19 protein-coding genes are annotated in these 21,527 nt (G+C 28.6%); 3 read left to right on the forward strand and 16 right to left on the reverse strand.

Annotation, left to right across the window (positions count from 1 at the left end):
• Nucleotides 1-145 precede the first annotated feature (145 nt).
• Together MR76_RS02500 and MR76_RS04650 are read left to right on the forward strand one after the other, a co-directional pair.
• Nucleotides 146-1,648 carry a YifB family Mg chelatase-like AAA ATPase gene (locus tag MR76_RS02500; protein ID WP_024072123.1) on the forward strand — a complete coding sequence of 501 codons (1,503 nt, stop codon included), beginning with the start codon at nucleotides 146-148 and terminating at the stop codon, nucleotides 1,646-1,648.
• 134 nt (nucleotides 1,649-1,782) lie between these two features.
• Nucleotides 1,783-2,184: a hypothetical protein gene (locus MR76_RS04650; RefSeq protein ID WP_024072124.1), complete on the forward strand. Its 402-nt coding sequence runs from the start codon at nucleotides 1,783-1,785 to the stop codon at nucleotides 2,182-2,184.
• A 290-nt stretch (nucleotides 2,185-2,474) separates the two neighbouring features.
• Here the strand turns inward: MR76_RS04650 and MR76_RS02510 are convergent, their stop codons facing one another.
• A complete protein-coding gene (locus tag MR76_RS02510; protein ID WP_024072125.1) occupies nucleotides 2,475-3,311 on the reverse strand; it encodes a YihY/virulence factor BrkB family protein in 837 nt (278 codons plus the stop codon).
• 159 nt (nucleotides 3,312-3,470) lie between these two features.
• On the opposite strand from MR76_RS02510, the gene thiL reads away from it, so the two are divergent.
• Nucleotides 3,471-4,418, forward strand: a complete 948-nt coding sequence (thiL, locus tag MR76_RS02515) for a thiamine-phosphate kinase (protein WP_024072126.1) — start codon at nucleotides 3,471-3,473, stop codon at nucleotides 4,416-4,418.
• 235 nt (nucleotides 4,419-4,653) lie between these two features.
• Here the strand turns inward: thiL and dnaQ are convergent, their stop codons facing one another.
• The 15 genes from dnaQ to MR76_RS02595 form a co-directional block, all read right to left on the reverse strand.
• Nucleotides 4,654-5,379: a DNA polymerase III subunit epsilon gene (gene dnaQ / locus MR76_RS02520; RefSeq protein WP_024072127.1), complete on the reverse strand. Its 726-nt coding sequence runs from the start codon at nucleotides 5,377-5,379 to the stop codon at nucleotides 4,654-4,656.
• A gap of 209 nt (nucleotides 5,380-5,588) precedes the next feature.
• Entirely contained in the window at nucleotides 5,589-7,073 is a 1,485-nt protein-coding gene (locus MR76_RS02525; protein ID WP_024072128.1) for a hypothetical protein, read from the reverse strand.
• A gap of 419 nt (nucleotides 7,074-7,492) precedes the next feature.
• A complete protein-coding gene (locus MR76_RS02530) occupies nucleotides 7,493-9,523 on the reverse strand; it encodes an ECH_0525 family surface protein Esp73 (RefSeq protein ID WP_024072129.1) in 2,031 nt (676 codons plus the stop codon).
• Between the two features lie 445 nt (nucleotides 9,524-9,968).
• Nucleotides 9,969-11,417, reverse strand: coding sequence for a porin (locus MR76_RS02535; RefSeq protein WP_024072130.1), 1,449 nt, complete (start codon nucleotides 11,415-11,417; stop codon nucleotides 9,969-9,971).
• Between the two features lie 440 nt (nucleotides 11,418-11,857).
• A complete protein-coding gene (locus MR76_RS02540; RefSeq protein ID WP_024072131.1) occupies nucleotides 11,858-12,613 on the reverse strand; it encodes a cytochrome c1 in 756 nt (251 codons plus the stop codon).
• A gap of 2 nt (nucleotides 12,614-12,615) precedes the next feature.
• A complete protein-coding gene (locus tag MR76_RS02545; protein WP_024072132.1) occupies nucleotides 12,616-13,842 on the reverse strand; it encodes a cytochrome b/b6 in 1,227 nt (408 codons plus the stop codon).
• A 29-nt stretch (nucleotides 13,843-13,871) separates the two neighbouring features.
• On the reverse strand, nucleotides 13,872-14,435 hold the full coding sequence (gene petA, locus MR76_RS02550; RefSeq protein WP_024072133.1) for a ubiquinol-cytochrome c reductase iron-sulfur subunit: 564 nt from the start codon (nucleotides 14,433-14,435) through the stop codon (nucleotides 13,872-13,874).
• Nucleotides 14,436-14,935: 500 nt separating this feature from the next.
• Nucleotides 14,936-15,808: a hypothetical protein gene (locus tag MR76_RS02555; RefSeq protein ID WP_024072134.1), complete on the reverse strand. Its 873-nt coding sequence runs from the start codon at nucleotides 15,806-15,808 to the stop codon at nucleotides 14,936-14,938.
• An 84-nt stretch (nucleotides 15,809-15,892) separates the two neighbouring features.
• Nucleotides 15,893-16,696: a metal ABC transporter permease gene (locus MR76_RS02560; RefSeq protein ID WP_024072135.1), complete on the reverse strand. Its 804-nt coding sequence runs from the start codon at nucleotides 16,694-16,696 to the stop codon at nucleotides 15,893-15,895.
• A gap of 6 nt (nucleotides 16,697-16,702) precedes the next feature.
• Nucleotides 16,703-17,065, reverse strand: coding sequence for an Mth938-like domain-containing protein (locus MR76_RS02565; RefSeq protein ID WP_024072136.1), 363 nt, complete (start codon nucleotides 17,063-17,065; stop codon nucleotides 16,703-16,705).
• 327 nt (nucleotides 17,066-17,392) lie between these two features.
• The gene (gene tsf / locus MR76_RS02575) at nucleotides 17,393-18,259 is read right to left on the reverse strand and encodes a translation elongation factor Ts (RefSeq protein ID WP_024072138.1); all 867 of its coding nucleotides are present in this window, start codon (nucleotides 18,257-18,259) and stop codon (nucleotides 17,393-17,395) included.
• A complete protein-coding gene (gene rpsB / locus MR76_RS02580; RefSeq protein ID WP_044171466.1) occupies nucleotides 18,249-19,115 on the reverse strand; it encodes a 30S ribosomal protein S2 in 867 nt (288 codons plus the stop codon). The genes tsf and rpsB overlap by 11 nt, the downstream gene beginning before the upstream one ends.
• Nucleotides 19,116-19,459: 344 nt before the next feature.
• A complete protein-coding gene (locus MR76_RS02585) occupies nucleotides 19,460-20,038 on the reverse strand; it encodes a Maf family nucleotide pyrophosphatase (protein ID WP_024072140.1) in 579 nt (192 codons plus the stop codon).
• Nucleotides 20,031-20,279: a translation initiation factor IF-1 gene (gene infA / locus MR76_RS02590; RefSeq protein WP_024072141.1), complete on the reverse strand. Its 249-nt coding sequence runs from the start codon at nucleotides 20,277-20,279 to the stop codon at nucleotides 20,031-20,033. Before infA ends, MR76_RS02585 begins: the two co-directional genes overlap by 8 nt.
• Nucleotides 20,280-20,432: 153 nt before the next feature.
• The gene (locus tag MR76_RS02595; RefSeq protein WP_024072142.1) at nucleotides 20,433-21,509 is read right to left on the reverse strand and encodes an efflux RND transporter periplasmic adaptor subunit; all 1,077 of its coding nucleotides are present in this window, start codon (nucleotides 21,507-21,509) and stop codon (nucleotides 20,433-20,435) included.
• Between the last annotated feature and the right edge of the window lie 18 nt (nucleotides 21,510-21,527).

Genomic DNA, 21,527 nt, shown 5'->3' on the forward strand with positions numbered 1-21,527 from the left:
CTGTATGCTTCAAAAAAATATATTTTACTACAAATATCAAAAACTACTTTACATAAACAATAATAAGTAAGATATATAGAGCGGTAATTAATTATTAAAAAATTAGTAGTTTTTTATTTATAGTAATATATCAGTTGAATATCTTATGATAGCACGAGTTAAGACTATAGCATTTTACGGAATAAACACAATAAATGTTGATGTACAAATACACGTTGCAAAAGGTATACCTGCATTTAATATTGTTGGATTACCAGATAAGGCAATTGCTGAATCTCGTGAACGTATTAGAGCTGCTTTAAATTCAATAAATATATCATTACCAACACAAAGAATCACCATAAATCTATCTCCTGCAGATTTATTCAAAGAAGGGAGTCATTATGATTTACCTATTGCTATAGGACTATTAATGATTATTGGAACAATACCAAAAATTAATGATTTACCATATATTGCACTAGGAGAGTTATCTTTAGATGGTTCAATTATTTCAGTTTCAGGAGTATTACCCACTGCTATAAGTGCTCAGAAGCAAAAAATTGGCATAATATGTCCACACAATAACGGAGCAGAAGCATCATTAATCAAAGATATCTCAATATTATCCCCTAAACATCTTATATCATTGATTAACTATTTTAATAAAAACGAACCTATACCCGTTTCAAACGATAAATTATCCATAGAAAATCCAGAATATTTAGATATGAAGGATATCAAAGGACAATTTATAGCAAAAAGAGCTTTAGAAATTGCTGCAGCTGGAGGTCATAATATATTAATGGTAGGTCCTCCAGGTACTGGGAAATCAATGTTAGCAAAAAGATTGCCCGGAATATTACCAGATTTAACTTATGATGAAATAATAGAAATAAACAGCATAACAAGTATTATAAAAAAATCCAACAAATCAATATCAGTAATGCGTCCTTTCCGGGATCCTCATAGTTCATTATCTATAGCAGCCATGGTAGGTGGTGGAAAAAATGCAAAACCAGGAGAAATTACACTAGCACATCAAGGAATATTATTCTTAGATGAGCTACCAGAATTTGCAAGATCAGTACTAGACTCTTTAAGACAACCATTAGAAAATAAAGAGATCCTCATATCTAGAGCAAATATTCATATAAAATATCCAGCAAATTTTCAATTAATCACAGCAATGAATCCCTGTAGATGCGGCTATTTTGGTGATTCATCAAAATCTTGTTCTAAAGCTCCTAAATGCGCTATTGAATATCAAAGCAAAATTTCTGGTCCATTAAATGATAGAATCGATATACACATAGAAGTACCATATATAAATATGCTGTCACACAACAATTATAGAAACATAGAAAGCTCAAAAACAATAAAAGAACGTGTAGTCCTTGCCAAAAAATTACAGAAAAATCGTCATGGGAAACTTTTCAATAATATAACAATATCAGAAGATATGATAACAAAATTTTTCATCCCAGATAAATCTGGTATACAACTTCTCAAATCCGTATTACAAGAGAAAAATATCTCTGCTAGGGAATACACAAAAATCCTCAGAGTTGCTAGGACTATCGCTGATTTATCTCTACAAGATCTTATATCATATGATCATATTGCAGAATCTTTATCTTATACTCAACAAAAACATATAAAAAGATAAGTTTATTATAAAATAATGCTTAAAAACATTATATATATATATTAATATTTTTAATAAAAATTTATATATTTCTTGATTTATATTAAATTTTTATTTAATATTGAATTAAATAATTAATTTTTAAGGCAATAACTATGATACACAATAATAGACCATCTTATGCAGGAAATGTAACGCTTAATGTGGCAGCTGCATTGTCTACTGTAGTAGCGTTATCCGCTACAATTTTTACAGTACTTTCTGGAATGAATCTTGCATTAGATCTAAAAATACCTGGTGTTCCTAAAGCATCAGCAAGTATGTTTCTTGTATTCTTTTTAGCTTTTGCAACAAGTACAGTATTACTCATAGGCATATCAGCACTAAGTAAACATTTTACAATACAAGAACAACAAAACAATCAGAATCCTATACCAACATCACATCTTTCTGTCGCCAAGAACCACGGCACACAAGCACAACAAGATAAGAAGTCCGAAGACTTACCACCACTAACCCCCCAATCACACGAAGATAAGAGTTTGCCGTGCAAGTAGACGTCTCAGCAAGTAGCTTCATGAAAATGCAACCTAATAAGTAAGTATGGTAGAAGATGATCCAAAGTCGAAATATCATTAAAGGTTAATTAATGCATTCATAAAAACAAGATAAGATAGAGGTATAATATGTATGCACGTGCTACTACACTAATAGTGGTTAAGTAGCACATGCTATGCTACTAATCCATTGGAAGATTTTCTATCTATATTTTTAAGTACGGGGTTGTATAAATTTATGTACAATCCCGTATGAGCTTTTTCCAGTAAAGTAAATAACAGTTTGAGTATTACATGAACATGTTTTTTAGCCTATAGTTTAGTTCTGCTCCATATATAAAAAATATACTCAAAATATAGAAAAATAACAACGATGCAATAATGCTAGCTAAGCTACCGTATATTATATTCAATTGATGGAAAGTTTTTATATACCAAGTAAAAACAAAAGATGAACATGTCCATAATAAAGTAACTAATATTGCACCTGGCATTACATTTATCAAATTTTGTTTAATATTTGGAACAATAAAATACAATAAAGTAATAGATATAAACAATACTAACTCACTGATAGCATATTTTAAATATCCCAAATCTTTATTCAACATATTATAAACAACAGGAAGCAAAATTATACATACCATAGCAATAATTATCGTTACAGTAATCACAAGAAATTGAAAAATACTTAATAATCTACGGAAAATATAAGAAGGAGGGCTAGAAACTCTATATGCTTTATTCAATATAGTCCTTATTCCTTCTACAGCAGATGAAGCAGTCCATATTGTTCCTATAACTGCCAATGTTAATAAGCTATGAGGAGGTCCTGAAATTATTTCTTGAATCCGTGGCATAAGCCCTGAGATAACTTCATGAGGAATATTATCATTTATTAACACAATCAACTTATCATTAATACTAATATCGTATTGATTCAATAACTGGGCCACATTTGATATTAATGCCATAAAAAAAACTAAGAAAGGAAAGATTGATAATAAGATAATAAATGATAGATAGCCTGCATGTTCTATACCATCATGCTTTATCATATCAACCATTGCATGGTATACACATTTGAATATACACTTAAAAGGATTTTTTACTTTTTTTCTTAACATATTTTCATTGCCTTTAAACAATAATTATTAAAGATTACAACAATAGAATTTTATCTACTTAAAATCTTAAAAACACTAAACTCTAATACTACAAATATGTTATAACAAATAATACATTTTATTACAAAAAAGCACCCTCTACATATTTAAGAGAATACTATGAAAGAATTTGAATACATTAGAAATTATATATATAAACTAGATCATGATTCATTAATAGGAGATGATGCTGCTATTATCAATTGTACACACAAAAAATTACTAGTAACAAAAGACATACTTATAGAAGGTGTACATTTTTTTAAACAGTGCAACCCAAACATATTAGCAAAAAAAGCTATTAGATCAAACTTATCAGATATTGCAGCTATGGGAGCTACACCTTACGGCTATTGCTTAGGATTAGTATTACCTAATAATATTTCTCAAGATTGGTGGAAAAATTTTACTGATAGCCTAAAAGAAGAACATGAAAAATTTAACATAAAACTATTAGGAGGTGATACAACATCTCACAAACAAGATAAAATTATAATTAGCATTACAGCATTTGGCACAAGTAATGGCAATGTATTAAAAAGATCTGGAGCAAAAATTGGAGATTCTATCTATGTTAGTGGAAGTATTGGAGATGCAGCACTTGGATTACTTGTATATCAAAACATTATCAATAAAAATTACTGTAATTTAAAAAATAAATATGACCTACCACAACCGAGAATTAATTTAGGAATCAATATTAACAAAATTGCATCTTCATGTATAGATATTTCTGACGGACTAATACAAGACATTGAACACATTTGCAACTCATCTCAAGTAGGAGCATCAATATACTTAGACAAAATACCCTTATCAAATGAGGCGAAAGAAATCATAGATAACACACCTCAATATATAAATAACATTTTGTCTGGAGGAGATGATTATGAATTGATATTTACAATAAATCCTACATTTTCTCACTTAATACAAGAAATATCTTGCAACAGTGAAGTAAAAATAAGCAAAATAGGGGAAATAATACCAGGACATCACGTAACACTTTATGATCACAATAGAAACATTATTACCATAAATAATAAAGGATTTAGTCATTTTTCATAAACAAAACATATATACTTTTTTTTCTAACATTCAACCATTTCAACAAGATAAGTTGATATAAATCAAAGTACTTCTCTATTTTTTATATAAAAAAATATTTTACAATACATATCAAAATCTTTCAATCAAGCAATACCTATTTTCCTTGAAAAACTCTCGTAATTCATATTTCTAATTTATGCAAAAATTTTTTAAATTTCCTAAAATAGACTTTTATAAAATGTAAAAACAATACTTAATGATACTTGGCTTCTGTGTAAAATATATTATTCCAAATAGGATTTTTTATTTTTTTTAACAGCATTTTATGCTTTTCTATCTCTTCTCCGCTTACTTTGTAAGTTCGTGGTTCAATATAAAGCTTCTCATATTTATTATTCAGATTATTAGCATTTGATATGTTATTATTACAAGCAAAATCTAGAGATCTTTGCAACCCACCCATTAATTGCACATATACTTTCCCTAGTAAAGTTGCATCTAACAATGCGCCATGAAATTTCCTATCTTGTAGAGAAATATTAAACCTCCGACATAAAGCATCTAAAGTAGATGAAACTCCAGGAAATTTTTTTCTGGCTAAAATCAGTGTATCAACAACTTGAAATTCAGAGTCATAATTTTTCTGAATTTTATCAAGTTCCATCTTAATAAACTTAATATCAAAACCAGCATTATGAACAACCAATATACTATTATCAATAAATTCTAAAAATTCATCTGTTATCTCTGAAAATCTAGGCTTATCCTTTAGCATATCAATAGTAATACCATGAATTTTTGTTGCGTAATAAGGGATATCACGTTCAGGATTAATATATTTATGAAATACTTTACCAGTAAATACACGATCTATTAATTCTACACATCCTATCTCTATTATTCTATCTCCTCCATCTGCATCTAATCCTGTTGTTTCAGTATCTAATACTACTTCTCTAACCCCTTTATAATATGACATGTATTTCTCTACTAATCTTTTTGATATATTGAAAACACTTTCGTATATACAATATATACATATAAAAAACATCAATAATATTAACTATAAACAAAATAAACTTATATTCTAAAAAAGACAGTAGTATGTATTTCATCAGTTAATTAATGCATACTACATACAAGTAAACTATAGTAATTTCTCATTACATAAAAACAAAATTTAATATTTTAAAATTCATATTTTACACCTAATGATAGTACACTACCACTACCTAAAACTTTTAAAATTTTATTCTCTATATTAAAATAATGATAATTTCCAAAAACTTTATATTGCCCTTTATAATTACTGTTTATAGATAAATTATAATCAACCCCTACACTATAATCATAGAAATAAGTATTAACTTTACTACTTCTAAAATAAGATGTACTTATTGAAGCTTTATCATAAATAAATTTTGCACCAATGTTCCAATAATAAGTATAACAGCTATCAGAGATAGAAGCTTGGTTAGCAGGAACAGGATGAATAGCATTAATATAACCAGATCTTCCTAAATATCCATAAGAACCTGCAACTATAACATTACGATAAGCAACAGATGTACCAATAGCAAAAGCTGCTAACTCTTCAACAGATGATGGATACTTGTCATATGACTTATCAATATTACTGTACCCATGCTCTCCTACAACAGATGCTTGAACATCAATATCATTAAAAGAATGATTATAAAATAATCCAAGACTTACAATATTTTCATAATGTGCTTGTAGAAAATCTGTTTTAGATGGCACAATACCTTCCATATCAACATTTTTAACCTTTCCTTTACTCAATATACCAAGCAGAACTGTAGATACTTCCTCAGTAGTTTGTCCTGGTGGCGTGTTAATTGCTTTAATATCCTCTATCACAGGCGGTAATGCTAAATTTTTTATAGTATAGGAACTCACACGCTCAAATAAATTAGTATCATAACCTATTGGAGAATAACTAATACCAAATCTTACACCCATACAATTTGGAGATTGATAAGATATCCTAAATGGTAAGCTATTAATAAAATCCTTATCTTCAATGGAAATAACATTATCACTACTTCTATTAAATATACTCTCACTATATAATCCAGGAAATAGTTGATACTGCATCTCCTGATTGAGATCTGATAACCCCGTATATTGCAACCAAGCAATACTGTTATCCCCAGCCCCTATGCTAGAAGCATCCACCTTCATTATAGATTCAACCCCTTCTTGATATCCAAATGATAGATTTCCATAACGAGATTCAACAAATAACTGTGCTCCCCTATTATAGGCTTTCACTGAAGGCATAAAATTCTTAATTTTCATAGTAGGTACTGCTAATTGAAAATTACCACCATAGTAAATTCCAAGATCAGAATTAATATTTATAGATTTTATATTTAAAACACCATCTAATCTTACTCCATGATCTTGCATTGCTTTTACATTATTTGCAAACCAAGTGTAAGATAATATTTTTCCCTCAAGATCAATTTTATGATAATTTTTAGTTGACTGATCCAAGTTTTCTTGTTTAGCATACTCACTACCTTTTACAAAGTTTACTGATTTTTTCCGATTTCCATGATTTCCATCTATATCATCTACTGAAAAAGCATCAACATTATACAAAAGCAAAAAAGAAACAAAAGCAGTAGCAAACGAAAATTCTTTCATAAAAATTACCAAAATTAATTCAATAAATAAATATATTAACAATACTTAATCAAGTATAATATGTAATGTCAAGAAATAATCTGTAATATTATTAATAAATTTTACTAAAGTATAATGATATCTAAATTTCTTCATTAAAAACTAAGCTAACAACACAAAGAATACAATTTAATTAAAATTAGCAAGAAGAACACTAAAAGAATAAATATTGAATAGAATAAAAAAGATAATAATCCAAACTTTATGAAAAAACTTAAACTTAATTTCTGAAATTAAGACAATTATAGTCTTCAATAACAGACACAAATAGATATGTATAAAAATTTAAGAATATAAATATTATTCAATTATAACTTAGGTACATATTTAAAAATGTTGGACAACTCCATAAATGTAATAATATATAATAATATAAGTGCTTAAAACTCTAGTTTAGCACCTACTAAAAATATATTACCTGATCCATTCTTTTTAGTTTTCACAACACTTTGCACAATAATGCCCTTTCCAGTATTGGTTTCTGATTTTCCTGATGCTTGAGCTGTATATTGTCTACCATTATCATAACTAACACTATCAACAATTGAGATCTCTGAAAACTTATAATGGTGATAATTTCCAAATAACTTACATTTCATTTTACTTTGTTCTTTTAATAAATTATATTCAAAACCTAAGTTAATATCCTGTAATATATTATCACTCCTATTACTTTTAAAGTATGCAACACTAATATAAGAAGACTTATATTGATACCCAAAAGCCATATCCCAATAATAAGTACTAGGTCTTTCATACATTGGATATAACGTTTCAGTATCGCTTTTATGTGCAATATAATGCTTTATAAAACCGGATTGCCCTAAATAGCCATAAGCAAGAGCAAAATTAACGTTCTTATAACTCAATATAGAACCAATAGATATTCCCTGTAGATTATGGCTCTCAGCATAAATATCATAGTGATTCTTTGCATTAAAATACAACCTAGGACGAGCATATTCACCTACAACAGAAGTACTAGATTTAAGATCATTATTAAAATCATAATTATAAGCTATACTAGCACTTAATATATGTTCATATTTTGCACCAAAAAATACCTCATCTTCTGTATTTTTAAGGGATTGAATCACCTGAGATTTATTATCATCTACGCTCTTAGGTGTAATAGAGATTTTACCATCTTGCTTAACTGATAACTGGCTAATACCTCCTAAATCTGATAACGTAATAGTTAAATCTTTTAATTCAATATCAGATGCAGGAATCTCCATTTCTACAGACTCTCCTTCAATACCAAATTTAATTGGATCATGCTCCGATACAGATCCTTTTTCATCCTCTCCTGCCTGCCCTAATAAAGTAATCTTCCCTACACATGGTATATACTCCAAAAAGTCTTCTGTCATATCTTCTGTATTTTCGCCTTTGTTTTTAAATTTAACCTTAAGCTTTGAAGCTTTTTCTTTATCTTGTTTTAAAGTTAAAGTACCTGTCAAATTAGCTGTCTTTAATTTTTCAATCAATGTACTCAAATCTACAGTACCAGGTGATGGAGTTACTACGTCAAACTCAGGTATTTTATTAATCACATTAATTATATCAGTAGTATATAAGTCAAGCACCCTACCAAAATGCTCAAACTTATACCCTAGAGGAGAATAACTTACTCCAAACCTTAATCCCATAAAATTAGGAGATTGATAAGACATTCTAAAAGGCAGATTATTAATAAAATCCTTATCATTATCTACAGTACGTACCATATTATCATTATTCCTAAAGATATTTTCACTATACAACCCGGCAGAAAAAAGAAACGGATACATTGAGTATCCTAAAGCGTTTTTTCTTTCAGATAATGCACCTCTTACATGTTGTGTCCAACTACTACTCTCATCTCCAGCAATTACATTAGAAGAATCTAACTTCATTATAGATTCTACACCTTCCTGATAACCTACTGAAAAATCACCATAAGGAGTAGAAGCAAATATTCTAGAACCTCTATTTAAAGCAGCTTTTTTTTCAAAATTTTTTCCTTTAACATTAGGCATAGATACCTGAAAATCTACACCATACTTAACACCAGAATCATTTGATTTTATTTCAGCTCCTACACGTAATATAGCATCGTAATTCATACCCCAATCATTCATATCACCAGATATATCAGAAAGACCTCTATATTCATCAGACGAAGACCACATATAAGATATAGCTTGCCCGCTTACTAGAGCCCGACCTACTTTCAATGAACGATTATACTCTTTATTTTCTAAACTATTTGTTGTAAAAACATCCTTTGCATTAATACTATCAACTTGTTTTTTCCCTATATTAATATCGGAGATACTAATATCACTTAGTATATCTACCGAAAATGAAGCATTACCATACAACATAAGAAAAGAAGCTAAAGTAGATGCCACTAAAGTACACTTCATAATAAGACCATCTAATACTAACTTAAGCTTGGATGTTAATCCACAAATAATAGTAAGTCAAAGCATTTCATACAACTTTTAGTAAAATTCTATTAAAATTGAAAATAATATTATTAATAACATAATTTATAAATAAAACTAATTAATCAATAAATTTTATTTAATAATAAATCATCAAATACAGTTAGCAGACAATATAGCATCCATCTAATACAGTCTATAAATAAAGTTTAATTGGAGAATATATTATGTGAATATTCATAACCTAGTATACACTACCAAAACGTTCAGATTTTTTAATAACGTAAAGCTATATCAATAACAAGCAAATATAGAACTTTATTTTATGTATTCAAGGAACATGTTATTATATTTTATCACTAATTAAAGTATAAAATTAAAAAAATTATGGCTTTCATAGAATAATATATTTTAAGATGAAAATTTAAAATTCCAACTTTGTACCTATCAGCAATACACTACCTTTACCGTTTCTAGTATTCCCATAATCATGCTCAAATTGGTTGAAAGTATAATAATGATAATTAACAAACAAGCTATTTTTAAACCTATTATATCTTAAAATGTTATATTCAATTCCCACGCTTATATCGTTTAACTTATTACCACCCCTATTACTCGTAAAGTAAATAAGACTCAAGTTTAAAGGCTCATGTTTATAAGCAATACCTATATCCCAATAGTAATCAGTATCTTTCAACAATGCCCAATAGGACCTACAGTGAATATTTGCAGTACATCTAGCATAAGGAATTCCAGAACCATTTAAATTTCCATAAGATCCTGCAAACTCTATTCTTTTATAGCCAATATTCCACCCAACAGATATTCCTTTTAATTTATGATGTTTAAAATATACGTTATAGCGTTCCATAGAATCAGAAAAAACATCTTCTCTACCATATTCCCCTATAATGGAAGTACTAAATTTAAAATTTTTAAAGTCATAAGTATAAGAAATACCACCACTAACAACATGCACATACCTTGGCCCAATAAGAATTAAATGTGAAGCATAGTCTTTTAAAGGTTTAATTACATTACTGGAATTTATCTGTGACATTTCAGATAACTCCCTATCATATCCAAAAGGAGAGTAACTTATTCCGAATCTTAATCCCATAAAATTTTGTGATTGGTAAGATAACCTAAATGGCAAATTATTAATAAAAGCTCCAACAATAACACCAGTTACTATGTTATCACTATTACGAAAAAAACTTTCACTATATAACCCAGAATAAAAATTTAAACAATATACAAAATAACCTGAGGCACCCTTGATATCATACAGAATATTCCTTAAATGTTTTGCCCATATATTATAATTATCACCAGCAATTATACTAAAAGCATTTAATTTTATAATGGATTCTATACCTTCCTGATATCCAACTGAAAAATCACCATAAGGAGTCTTAGCAAATATTTTTGATCCCCTATTAAATGCAGCATTATTACCAAAACTTTTTCCTGCAACATGCGGAATATGTATTTGAGAATATACTCCATATATAATTCCATATTTATCTGGTTTCGAATCAATTCCAAGACTCAACATACCATCATGTTTAGCACCGATATTATCAACATTTCCTCCTATATCTATATTAAAACGCTTATTCCGTATAACTATTTCTGAATTCTTACTACTACCACCTGAATACCAACCATAAGAAACCATATTGCCAGCAAATTTAATACGCCCACCCTTTGCTTCCACCTTATTATTAATTCCTGAAAATGAATTTTCAGCATTACTTATATTATGATTACCTACAAAAATACTATCTAATACTTCATCAGAAAAAGCATTATGAGAACACATTATTAATAGAAAGGTTAAAGCAGAAATTAGAAAAAGATTTTTCACAAATACACCAATTAGTTACACACTACACTAATTATATTACCATTAAAACAATAATAATATTATGTTATATCATATATATCTATTAAACAGTATTATCAACAGTAAAATTGTATTGATTATCCTAAAAAATAAAAATATATGACATATTTATGTTTAAACATAAATATGTTTTATATAATGCAACTCTAATGTAAAGGAATTTATAAATTTTATAAAATTTTAATATACTAAGAAATTAGTGTAATATGATTTATACAATACCAGAACCTTATCTTAAGGATATGCTTCAATGTCTCTACATTAAAAATAAAATACAAATTAAAATGAAATTACTCTATTTATAACACCAAACTTAACATATATTTAAAAATAAACATGCCAACTCATAATGTTAGATTCTAAAAAAAAGACTGGATTATAAGAAAACGTTATAAGCACAATTACTTTTTATAAAGACCTTCCCACAATCTCTTATTTATAAATATCACAAAAACTGTAAGTATTAATAAAAAGCTAATAACTTTAATACCTAGTTTTTTACGCATTTCCATTTCAGGCTCAGCCGCCCATTGTAGAAAATTCACAACATCATACGCCATATTTTCCACTTTAGAATCTGTACCATCTGTATATTGAACTAAATTATCAGAAAGTGGCGGAGCCATGGCTATTTTCCCAGTACTAAAATAAGGATTTGTATATAATCCACCTTCATCAGACTCATGGCTTTCGTAACCAGTTAATAAAGAATATACATAATTGGCACCATTATGCCTTGCTTTAATTATTAAAGACAAATCAGGTGGAAATGCCCCTCTATTAGCAGCCACAGCAGCCTCCTTGTTAGGAAAAGGAGATACAAAATAATCTGATTGAATTCCTGGACGTTCAAACATCTCACCAACATCATTTGGACCATCCATAACCCGATACGATGCAGCGATAGTTTTTACCTCGCCTTCAGAAAATCCTACATCACGTAAATTACGAAATGCTATTCTCTTCATAGAATGACAAGATGAACACACCTCTCTATATACCTGATAACCACGCTGTACAGATTGCTTATCAAATGAACCTAATATACCATCAAATTTCCAATTAATCTTCTTAGGAGACAGATGTTTAAACTCTTCTGCTACAGATATGAATGGCACGTAAATAAAACAAACTATAAGAAGAAACCGCATTAACATCATTATTTCATCTCCGGTACTGTATCGCTTATTGTTTTTGGAATTACAGTTGGTTTTTCATATTTAGACAATATAGGCAATACGATTAAAAAATATGAAAAATAATATAATGTAGATAATCTACTAAGTGTTACAAATGGTTCTCTAACTTCTTGTCCACCAAGCCAAGTTAAAAAACAAAAATTTATTATAAACACAAAATAAAAAATTCTAAAAATTGGACGGTAACTACCACTTTTAACTTTACATCTATCTAACACAGGTAATAAAAACCACACCGCTATAGAACTAATCATAGTAACTACTCCTAATAATTTATTAGGAATAGAACGTAACATAGCATAAAAAGGCAAAAAGTACCACTCAGGAACTATATGAGCAGGCGTAACCATAGGATCAGCTTCAATATAATTATCTGGATGCCCTAAATAATTCGGAATATAAAATACAAACAAAAATAAAAATATAAAAAATATACCAAATGTTATACAGTCTTTAACAATAAAGTAAGGATAAATAGGGATAGTATCTCTATTAGATTTTACTTCTATTCCACTTGGATTACCTGATCCAAACCTGTGCAATGCTACAACATGTAATGAAGCAAGCATTACTATAATAAAAGGTAATAAATAATGCAATGCAAAAAATCTATTTAATGTAGGATTATCAACAGAAAAACCACCCCATAACCATTGTACAATATCCTGACCAACTAAAGGTATAACAGAAAACAAGTTAGTAATTACAGTTGCACCCCAAAAACTCATTTGCCCCCACGGTAATACATATCCCATAAACGCAGTCGCCATCATTGCAAAAAAGATAAAAATTCCAACAAACCACACTAACTCTCTAGGACTTTTATAAGAACCATAGTATAGACCACGTAATATGTGTATATATACAACTATAAAAAAGAACGAAGCACCTACAGCATGAGTATATCTTATTAACCAACCATAATTAACATCTCGCATTATTCTTTCCACGCTATAAAATGCATGTGCAACGTGTGGTGTATAATGCATTGCTAAAAATATCCCTGTTATAATTTGCAATATTAAAGCAATACCAGCAAGTGAACCAAAATTCCATGCATAATTTAGATTTTTAGGAACCTGATATGAAGCCAACCCTTTTAAAAAAGCACCAACTGGCATCCTATATTCTATCCAAGCCAGAATACCTTTTCCTTCGGGATTTTTCATATTATCATGTCCAGACATTAACCAATACCTCTTACCTTAATGTTTATTTATGCAGCATCAATCCCTTTTGCCCCTATAACAATAACGTCTTTACCAGAAAAATAGTAATCAGGTATAGGAAGATTAAGTGGAGCAGGACCACTAATAATCCTTCCAGATGTATCATACTTAGAACCATGACAAGGACAATACCACCCTTTTTTTCCGTCATCTACTTCCACAGGAACACACCCTAAATGTGTACAAATACCCACCATTACTAACCACTCTTCCCTTCCCTGATGTGTGCGCTCTCGATCAGACTGCGGATCCCGTAAGCTATCTATTTTTACAGCTTTTGCTTCTTCTATCTCTTGTATAGTACGCCTACGTATAAAAACAGGTTTACCTTGCCATTTTACAACTTTAGTTTTTCCTTCTTTAATATCTGATAAATTTACTTCAACAGTAGACTGCGCTATCACTTCTGCAGATGGACTTAAAAATTTTATTAAGGAATACACCGATGAAAACAACCCAATACCTACCATAGATAAAGTCGTTAAGCCTAAAAAATCCCGTCTTTTAACTTTTGCCTTAAATACAGAGTATTTATTTTCATCGTGACTCATAACTATCCTTCAATATTATAATGCACAACACCAAATTAACATTATAAAAGCAATACCTAGTTGCACAAGTATATTTTATCTATTAACTAGCCATTTTATATAGGAATGCTACACCACTCCTTAATCTTTATATACAACCGTTACCAAAAATTTACAAGTATGCAAGAGCTCCCTTCATAAATGATTTAAACAGATATCATTCACATATCACAACAAATTTATATAATACATTATGATAAAAAGTAAAGTATCAATAACAATTAAATTCCCTCAGCACTAATAATATTTACATAAATTTGATCTTGATTACTACTTAACAATATAATATGTCTTTAGTCTATTTGCTTAAATAAAACATAAAATCTAACTTTACAAATATTTATATATTTTCATAAAAAGTTAGATTATAAATTTCAAGCACATAGAAATACATTATCCATAGAAATTTGCATTATAAATATAAATCTTCTTGCTTATATAATCAAACTTAATAATACAAATTAAATTCTATCTAAAATATTTAGTATTTTATCTCTATGATCTTCTAATGCAGAAATATGATTTACATTTTCCCAGTTTCTAACAGTAACCCTATTATACTTTGATATTTCTTTTAACAAAGTATTATACAATTTCTTTTTCATCTGCAATTCAGCATTAAAAATATTAATGTTATCACCTTCTTCAATAGATTTATAATTCTCTTTAATATAATAAATAGTTAACAGGTCTATTACAAATGTGAACAAAAATAATGATACTAAAGTATAATACATAAGCAACTCAACCGATCGAAATTTTTGATTAAGAGAACTATAAAAAGACTGATATAAAAATACCAATAATGCTACACCAAAAGTAATGAATTTTGTTATCTTACACAAAAAACTAATATCATAAAATTTTTTATTAGCTGGAAGTAAGTATTCTTGTTTTATATCAATACAAATTTTAGTATCAGAGCATAAATCACTAAAATACCACTCTATTTCCCTTTTTATAATATTAAGTTGTATTTCTAAGTTAGTGATCTCAACCCTTAAAGAGTGAATTTTCTTACTTTGTTCTTTAAATTTGGAATGACATTTACTTTCTTTTCTCAACACTAAATTAGCAATACAAAACATTATTAAAGCACTAGCTAATAACATTGCATATATCTTAATATTAATAAATGTTAATGAATTTTCATTCCTACCATATATTTTAAAAAAAGCGGTAATTCCAATGCTTAATAACAAAATTACAGCTATAGAAATGTAATTACTCTTTTTAGTACAACGTCGCATTAATATATTAAGACTAAATATTAGCAATAGAGAACCCATTACTAAACCAGCAGTACGTATTATTAAGCCTTTGAAAGATGACATACTATACCTAATTATTATATTATGCTAAAATTAGCATAATATCTTTAAAATAACTAGGATAATATTTAAAATTATGTATAAATATTAATTTATAAATCTATTTACACAATACATAAATAATAGAAGTACAAACGATACCATGATAATCAGAGGACCAGGAAAAATATCAAATCTTTCAGACAACAAAAGTCCTGTTATACCAGAAAATATAGAAATAATTGTAGAAATTATTATCATTTGTAATGGCGTTTTTGATACTAACCTTGCTGTTGCAGCAGGAATAACTAAAAAAGCAGTAATTAACAATATTCCTACCAATTGAGCTGCAAAAGCAATAAAGACAGACAGTATTACTAAAAATTCTAATTTTATAAAACCTACATTTACACCTTCCGATGCAGATAAATCATTACTTATTGATATAATTAACCAATATTTCCACCTATATATAATGAGAATAATAATTACTAATGCTACTAAAGCCATTATTATAAGATCCTTACTAGTTAACATTAGTACATCCCCAAACAATGAATGTATAATATTATTACTTGCAGTTGGAAAAAAAGATAATAGTATCATTCCCAAAGACATAATTACATTAGTAACAATGTTCAACACCGTATCTATAGAATAAATCCTATTTATGCTATAAGACAACAGCAATGCAAAAATAATAGAAATACATAAAATTCCACTAGATATACTAATATCTAGTAAAACAGCCAAAGCTACACCTAAAATAGATGAATGAGAAATACTATCACCTAAATATGAAAGATTTTTCCATATCATAAATGATCCTAGTGAACCTGTAACCAAGCTCATAATTAGTATAGCAATTATACCATTAATAAAAAAATATTCATTAATAATTTCAAAAAACATAAGGACTTATAACGATATTAACGCTGCACAAACATTCCTACCTTCATATAATAAAACATTATATGTACGACAAACTGCTCCTGTAGACATATGTTCAAGATTAAAACCACGCTTTAAAAAATTGTCTTTTACTTCATTAGGTAAAAATATATGATCTTTACCAGTACCAATTAACACTATATCTAAAGTTTCATCTAATAATTCAATTATATCTTCCAAGTTAGAAATATTAAGATTTAAATAAGAAATAATTTTATTTGGAAAAATTATGTGAGACCCTAAATAGATATTATCATTTATAAAAAACTTACCTTTACCATAGCCAGTAATCACATTTTGATTAGCATAAATAATAGGCGTAACATCCATAATCTCTCATTTAATAATTATACTTATCTACAAATTAATATTTTTAACAAAAAACTACCATATCAATTTTAACATACACCCCGCAATACACAAAAACACGTGTATAGTTATGCTATAACATACAGATTTTAATTGTACATGAAATACACACACAATGCTAATCTATTTAAGATAAAATATGCCTCCACAAATATTACATAAATACTGTATAACCAACCATTAGGTATACCTAAATCACTATATACAAAGCCATAAACCACTGGTATCCTGTAACACCATACCTTAAACTTTTTTAAACAAATAAAAATGCTATTCTTAATAGTATCATTATTTATTAATGACAAATAGCTTATATCCTATAAGATTAATATTTGCAGCCAATTCTGATTCTTTTCTTTTTATTAATTCAGAAATTGTCAATTGATTATCCATTACAAAGATTTGTTCTAATAAAACAACATCTTGATAAAACTTAGCTATTCTACCATCTATTATTTTTTCTGCCACTGATATTGGTTTATTTAACTGATCAACCTGTTTCTTTACAATCTCACGTTCCTTATCTAAAATATCTTTATCTAAAACATCTATAGACAATGCTTCTGGCCTTGCAGCAACAATATGCATAGCTATTTGCTTTGCAAGCACATTTAATTTTTCCCTATCACCAGTAGATTCTAAAGCAACTATTGCTCCTATTTTACCAAGACTATCAATTACAGGATTATGTATATATCCACTAACAACACCACTACCTACAGATAAGTATCCTATCTTATTCAAATGAATATTTTCTCCTATTATTGCAATATTACTCATTATTTCATCATGAATACTAGTACCATTAATATATTCATGTTTTAAAAAATCTTCTATATTTTCAACAGAATACTTATTAGCCAAAGAAACAAGATTTAATACCAATCTCTGAAACTTTTCATTACGAGCAACAAAATCAGTCTCTGAATTTACTTCCAAAATTGCACCTTGATTTCCATTAACATGAATTGCTACTAAACCATCTGACACATCTTTATTAGATTTTTTATAAGCTTTTGCAATACCTTGTTCTCTAAGATAATCTTTTGCTTTTTCTATATCACCAGCACAAGAACTTAATGCTTCCTTACAGTCACCAACACCAGCACCTGTCAAATTACGCAATTCTTTTATTGCATTAATATCAATTTTCATTATTACTGCCTCCTATAAGATCTTCTTCCTTAAGATTTTCAATATTATCAATAGCACTATTACTTTTATTACTCTTATTATCTCGATTATTTGCTTTCAAAAGACCTTCTCTTTTCTCTGCTGAAAAATCCTTAATACCATCAACACTAATACCAGACTTAGCCAAATCAGAACGTATCGCCTCTAATATAGTATCTGATACAATCCTACAGAAGAAATCAATTGAACGTACTGCATCATCATTTCCAGGAATTGGATAATCTATACCAGTAGGATCTGAATTAGTATCCAACACTGCTATAATAGGAATATTTAATTTATTAGCCTCTTTAATTGCAATATGCTCCTTATTCGTATCAATTATAAACAAAGCATGAGGCAATCCACCCATATTACAAATACCACCTATAGATCTATCAAGTTTTGCTCTTTTCTTCTCAAAAAGTAATAATTCCTTCTTTGTAAACTGATTATCAACATTTTCTATTAATTTTTCATATTCCCTCAGTTTTTTTATTGATAGAGAGATAGTTTCCCAATTTGTTAACATACCTCCTAACCATCTATTATTTATATAATATTGCCCACAACGTATTGCTTCATCAGCAATAATAGCAGAGGCTTGTACTTTAGTTCCTATAAATAATACCCTTCCCCTCTTAAGAACTATATCATATATGGCTTTTAATGCATTTCTAAGCAAGACTACAGTATTCTGTAAATTGATAATGTGAATATCATTATGTACCCCATATATATATGGAGCCATCTTAGGATTCCACCTACTTGCTTTGTGACCAAAGTGAACACCAGATTCTACTAAATCTCGTATTGTAAATTGTGGCAAATTAACCATTTTTTTCTCCTGATTCCATAACAGTTACTCCTCCACGACAATAACCTGTCAAGTATATAACAGGACCATTATGTTACGTCATGTGTGAAATGCAATTTCAATAAATAACCCAATAAATGTATCTATAATGCATTAATAAACACTTCTATAATAAATTATTCTTTAAAATGCTTACCATGTTAGCAACTGACACAACTCTTAGCAAGGAATTTATTACTAATAATAGCACTATTGGTATCTATAATAGAAAAAATACTTAAGCAAGTACACTATCATAAACATTACTTGACTAATACGTAGCTATAAGTGTAGCTCTACTATATCAACAATTATAACTAGGAAATCTATATACTAAAATATTGACTCAAAATCGAATAAGTTTCATACAATGGTAACCCTATAACAGAAGAGTATGATCCATTAATTGATAATACAAACTTACCAGCATCAGTTTGTATACTACATCCACCTGATTTTCCTTTCCATTGTCTAGACATTATATAACAATTTATTTCTTGTACCGATAAACGCTTAAATTTTACTATTGTTACCACACTTCTACAATGCAATTTATCATGTGGAGTATACAAACAAATAGTTGTATAAACTCTATGTCTACGTCCTGATATTAATCTCATACATTCAATAGCTTGTTCTTCTGTTTCTGCTTTTGGCAATACCCTACTACCACAACATACAACAGTATCTGCACTTAATACAAACTTATCAGGATATAATACCTTTACTTTTGTACCTTTTTCTTTAGCTATACGTATTGAATAAGCTTTAGGTAATTCCTTCTTTAAAACTACCTCATCTATACTAGGAGATACCACATGTCCAGGAACGACACCAATTTGCTCTAATAAAGATAACCTTTGCTTTGAAGAAGAAGCTAATATCAAATCATCAAACTTAAGCATCTACAATTTTTAATCGTCTAATAATTCTACCTTTCCCTACTTCACCTTTATTAATACCATAAGTACTAATTTCAACTAATACCCTATCATGCATTAATATACGTATTTTACTTTTTCTTATTTTCCCTGAAGCATGCGCTATAATTTCGTAATTATCATTAAGCCTGACCATAAAAGTTGCATCACGCAACAACTTAACTACAATACCTTCAGCTTCAATTATACCTTCTTTTGTTACCACTATATTTTATAAAATAATGAACCTCCTACATTGTAGAATACACAATACCAACCTGCAACATAATTTTTATAATACTAAAAAAGCAGACTCACTTATTAAAATTATTTAAATTTCTTGATTTTACGAAATTCTAACTAAATTCAGTTCAATTTTTTACGACTCATGTTTAATATGTGTATTATCTTTTACATATTCATGACCTAAAGTGATTAATTTAATAGTATCAGGAGAATTTGCAATCCAAACATCCCCGTTATACTCACTATCAACAACTTCGACAGGTATAAACTTCACTTTCTCATCAACAATCACTTTAATACCTAAATCCCCATTATCTTGTAAATCTAAAGCAGAAGGTGAAATTCTATGAGCTCGATAATTCCCCACAGGAATCTTTATAGAATAAACAGCCCCTTGTGTAAAAATCTTTAAATCACTATTATCCAATACCATTTCCACTCGATAAGTTCTTGTATTACGATTTATTATTTTACTGATAAAAACAATAGGAGCATCTATTTCTTCATTTTGCGCAATTAGAATCTTACAAATATCACCCAATTTTAATCTATTAAAATACTTCTCTGGAACATAAGTAATCACCCTTATTTTATCAAAATTAACTAACTGCACAATTGATAGTCCTGAACCAGGAAACACCAATCCACCAATTTGCACATTAATTTTATCTACAAATCCAGAAAAAGGAGCCTTTATCTCTGTATTACTTAAATTAATTTGTGCTTTTTTTACATCTGATTTAGCTGATTCTAAAGCAGTAAAAGACAATGCATCATTTACTTCAGATCTGTATCCATGTTCATTTAAAGACTGAGAAGCTTTATATTCAAGTTCTCTTTGCTTTAACAGAGCTTTAGCCTGTTTTAATTGTTCTTCTTTTTCATATTTTTCTATTTTTACTAAAATATTTCCTTCTGTTACATAATCCCCATCCTTTACCAAGACATCTGATACCCTACCAGAAACTTCTGGCATAATATTAACATAACGGAAAGCTTCAACTTCACCTATCAAGGATAAGTACACTACTCTATCTTGAGCATTAGATTCTACTACCTTAATGTTAACAGGATAATTATGAAAAACATTTTGTTCTATCTGCTGATCGTGTTTCTTAAAAATTCCACTACTAACCCAAACAATAGATAACAAGAGAATAAAAAACGCTACTTTATACTCTAACTTTAACCCTAATAGGCTACGCAACACAATACCTGAACCTCATGC

Origin of the sequence: Ehrlichia muris AS145, assembly GCF_000508225.1 — a bacterium.
In the GTDB taxonomy this organism is placed as follows: domain Bacteria; phylum Pseudomonadota; class Alphaproteobacteria; order Rickettsiales; family Anaplasmataceae; genus Ehrlichia; species Ehrlichia muris.

What these genes read in the sequence shown, in the direction of transcription:
- MR76_RS02525 (WP_024072128.1), bottom strand. Translation starts at nt 7,073, where the DNA reads ATGAAAGAATTTTCGTTTGCTACTGCTTTTGTTTCTTTTTTGCTTTTG.
- dnaQ (WP_024072127.1), bottom strand. Translation starts at nt 5,379, where the DNA reads ATGTCATATTATAAAGGGGTTAGAGAAGTAGTATTAGATACTGAAACA.
- MR76_RS02565 (WP_024072136.1), bottom strand. Translation starts at nt 17,065, where the DNA reads ATGGATGTTACGCCTATTATTTATGCTAATCAAAATGTGATTACTGGC.
- MR76_RS04650 (WP_024072124.1), top strand. Translation starts at nt 1,783, where the DNA reads ATGATACACAATAATAGACCATCTTATGCAGGAAATGTAACGCTTAAT.
- thiL (WP_024072126.1), top strand. Translation starts at nt 3,471, where the DNA reads ATGAAAGAATTTGAATACATTAGAAATTATATATATAAACTAGATCAT.
- MR76_RS02555 (WP_024072134.1), bottom strand. Translation starts at nt 15,808, where the DNA reads ATGTCATCTTTCAAAGGCTTAATAATACGTACTGCTGGTTTAGTAATG.
- MR76_RS02585 (WP_024072140.1), bottom strand. Translation starts at nt 20,038, where the DNA reads ATGCTTAAGTTTGATGATTTGATATTAGCTTCTTCTTCAAAGCAAAGG.
- MR76_RS02545 (WP_024072132.1), bottom strand. Translation starts at nt 13,842, where the DNA reads ATGTCTGGACATGATAATATGAAAAATCCCGAAGGAAAAGGTATTCTG.
- MR76_RS02560 (WP_024072135.1), bottom strand. Translation starts at nt 16,696, where the DNA reads ATGTTTTTTGAAATTATTAATGAATATTTTTTTATTAATGGTATAATT.
- MR76_RS02500 (WP_024072123.1), top strand. Translation starts at nt 146, where the DNA reads ATGATAGCACGAGTTAAGACTATAGCATTTTACGGAATAAACACAATA.
- tsf (WP_024072138.1), bottom strand. Translation starts at nt 18,259, where the DNA reads ATGAAAATTGATATTAATGCAATAAAAGAATTGCGTAATTTGACAGGT.
- MR76_RS02540 (WP_024072131.1), bottom strand. Translation starts at nt 12,613, where the DNA reads ATGTTAATGCGGTTTCTTCTTATAGTTTGTTTTATTTACGTGCCATTC.
- MR76_RS02510 (WP_024072125.1), bottom strand. Translation starts at nt 3,311, where the DNA reads ATGTTAAGAAAAAAAGTAAAAAATCCTTTTAAGTGTATATTCAAATGT.
- MR76_RS02530 (WP_024072129.1), bottom strand. Translation starts at nt 9,523, where the DNA reads ATGAAGTGTACTTTAGTGGCATCTACTTTAGCTTCTTTTCTTATGTTG.
- petA (WP_024072133.1), bottom strand. Translation starts at nt 14,435, where the DNA reads ATGAGTCACGATGAAAATAAATACTCTGTATTTAAGGCAAAAGTTAAA.
- rpsB (WP_044171466.1), bottom strand. Translation starts at nt 19,115, where the DNA reads ATGGTTAATTTGCCACAATTTACAATACGAGATTTAGTAGAATCTGGT.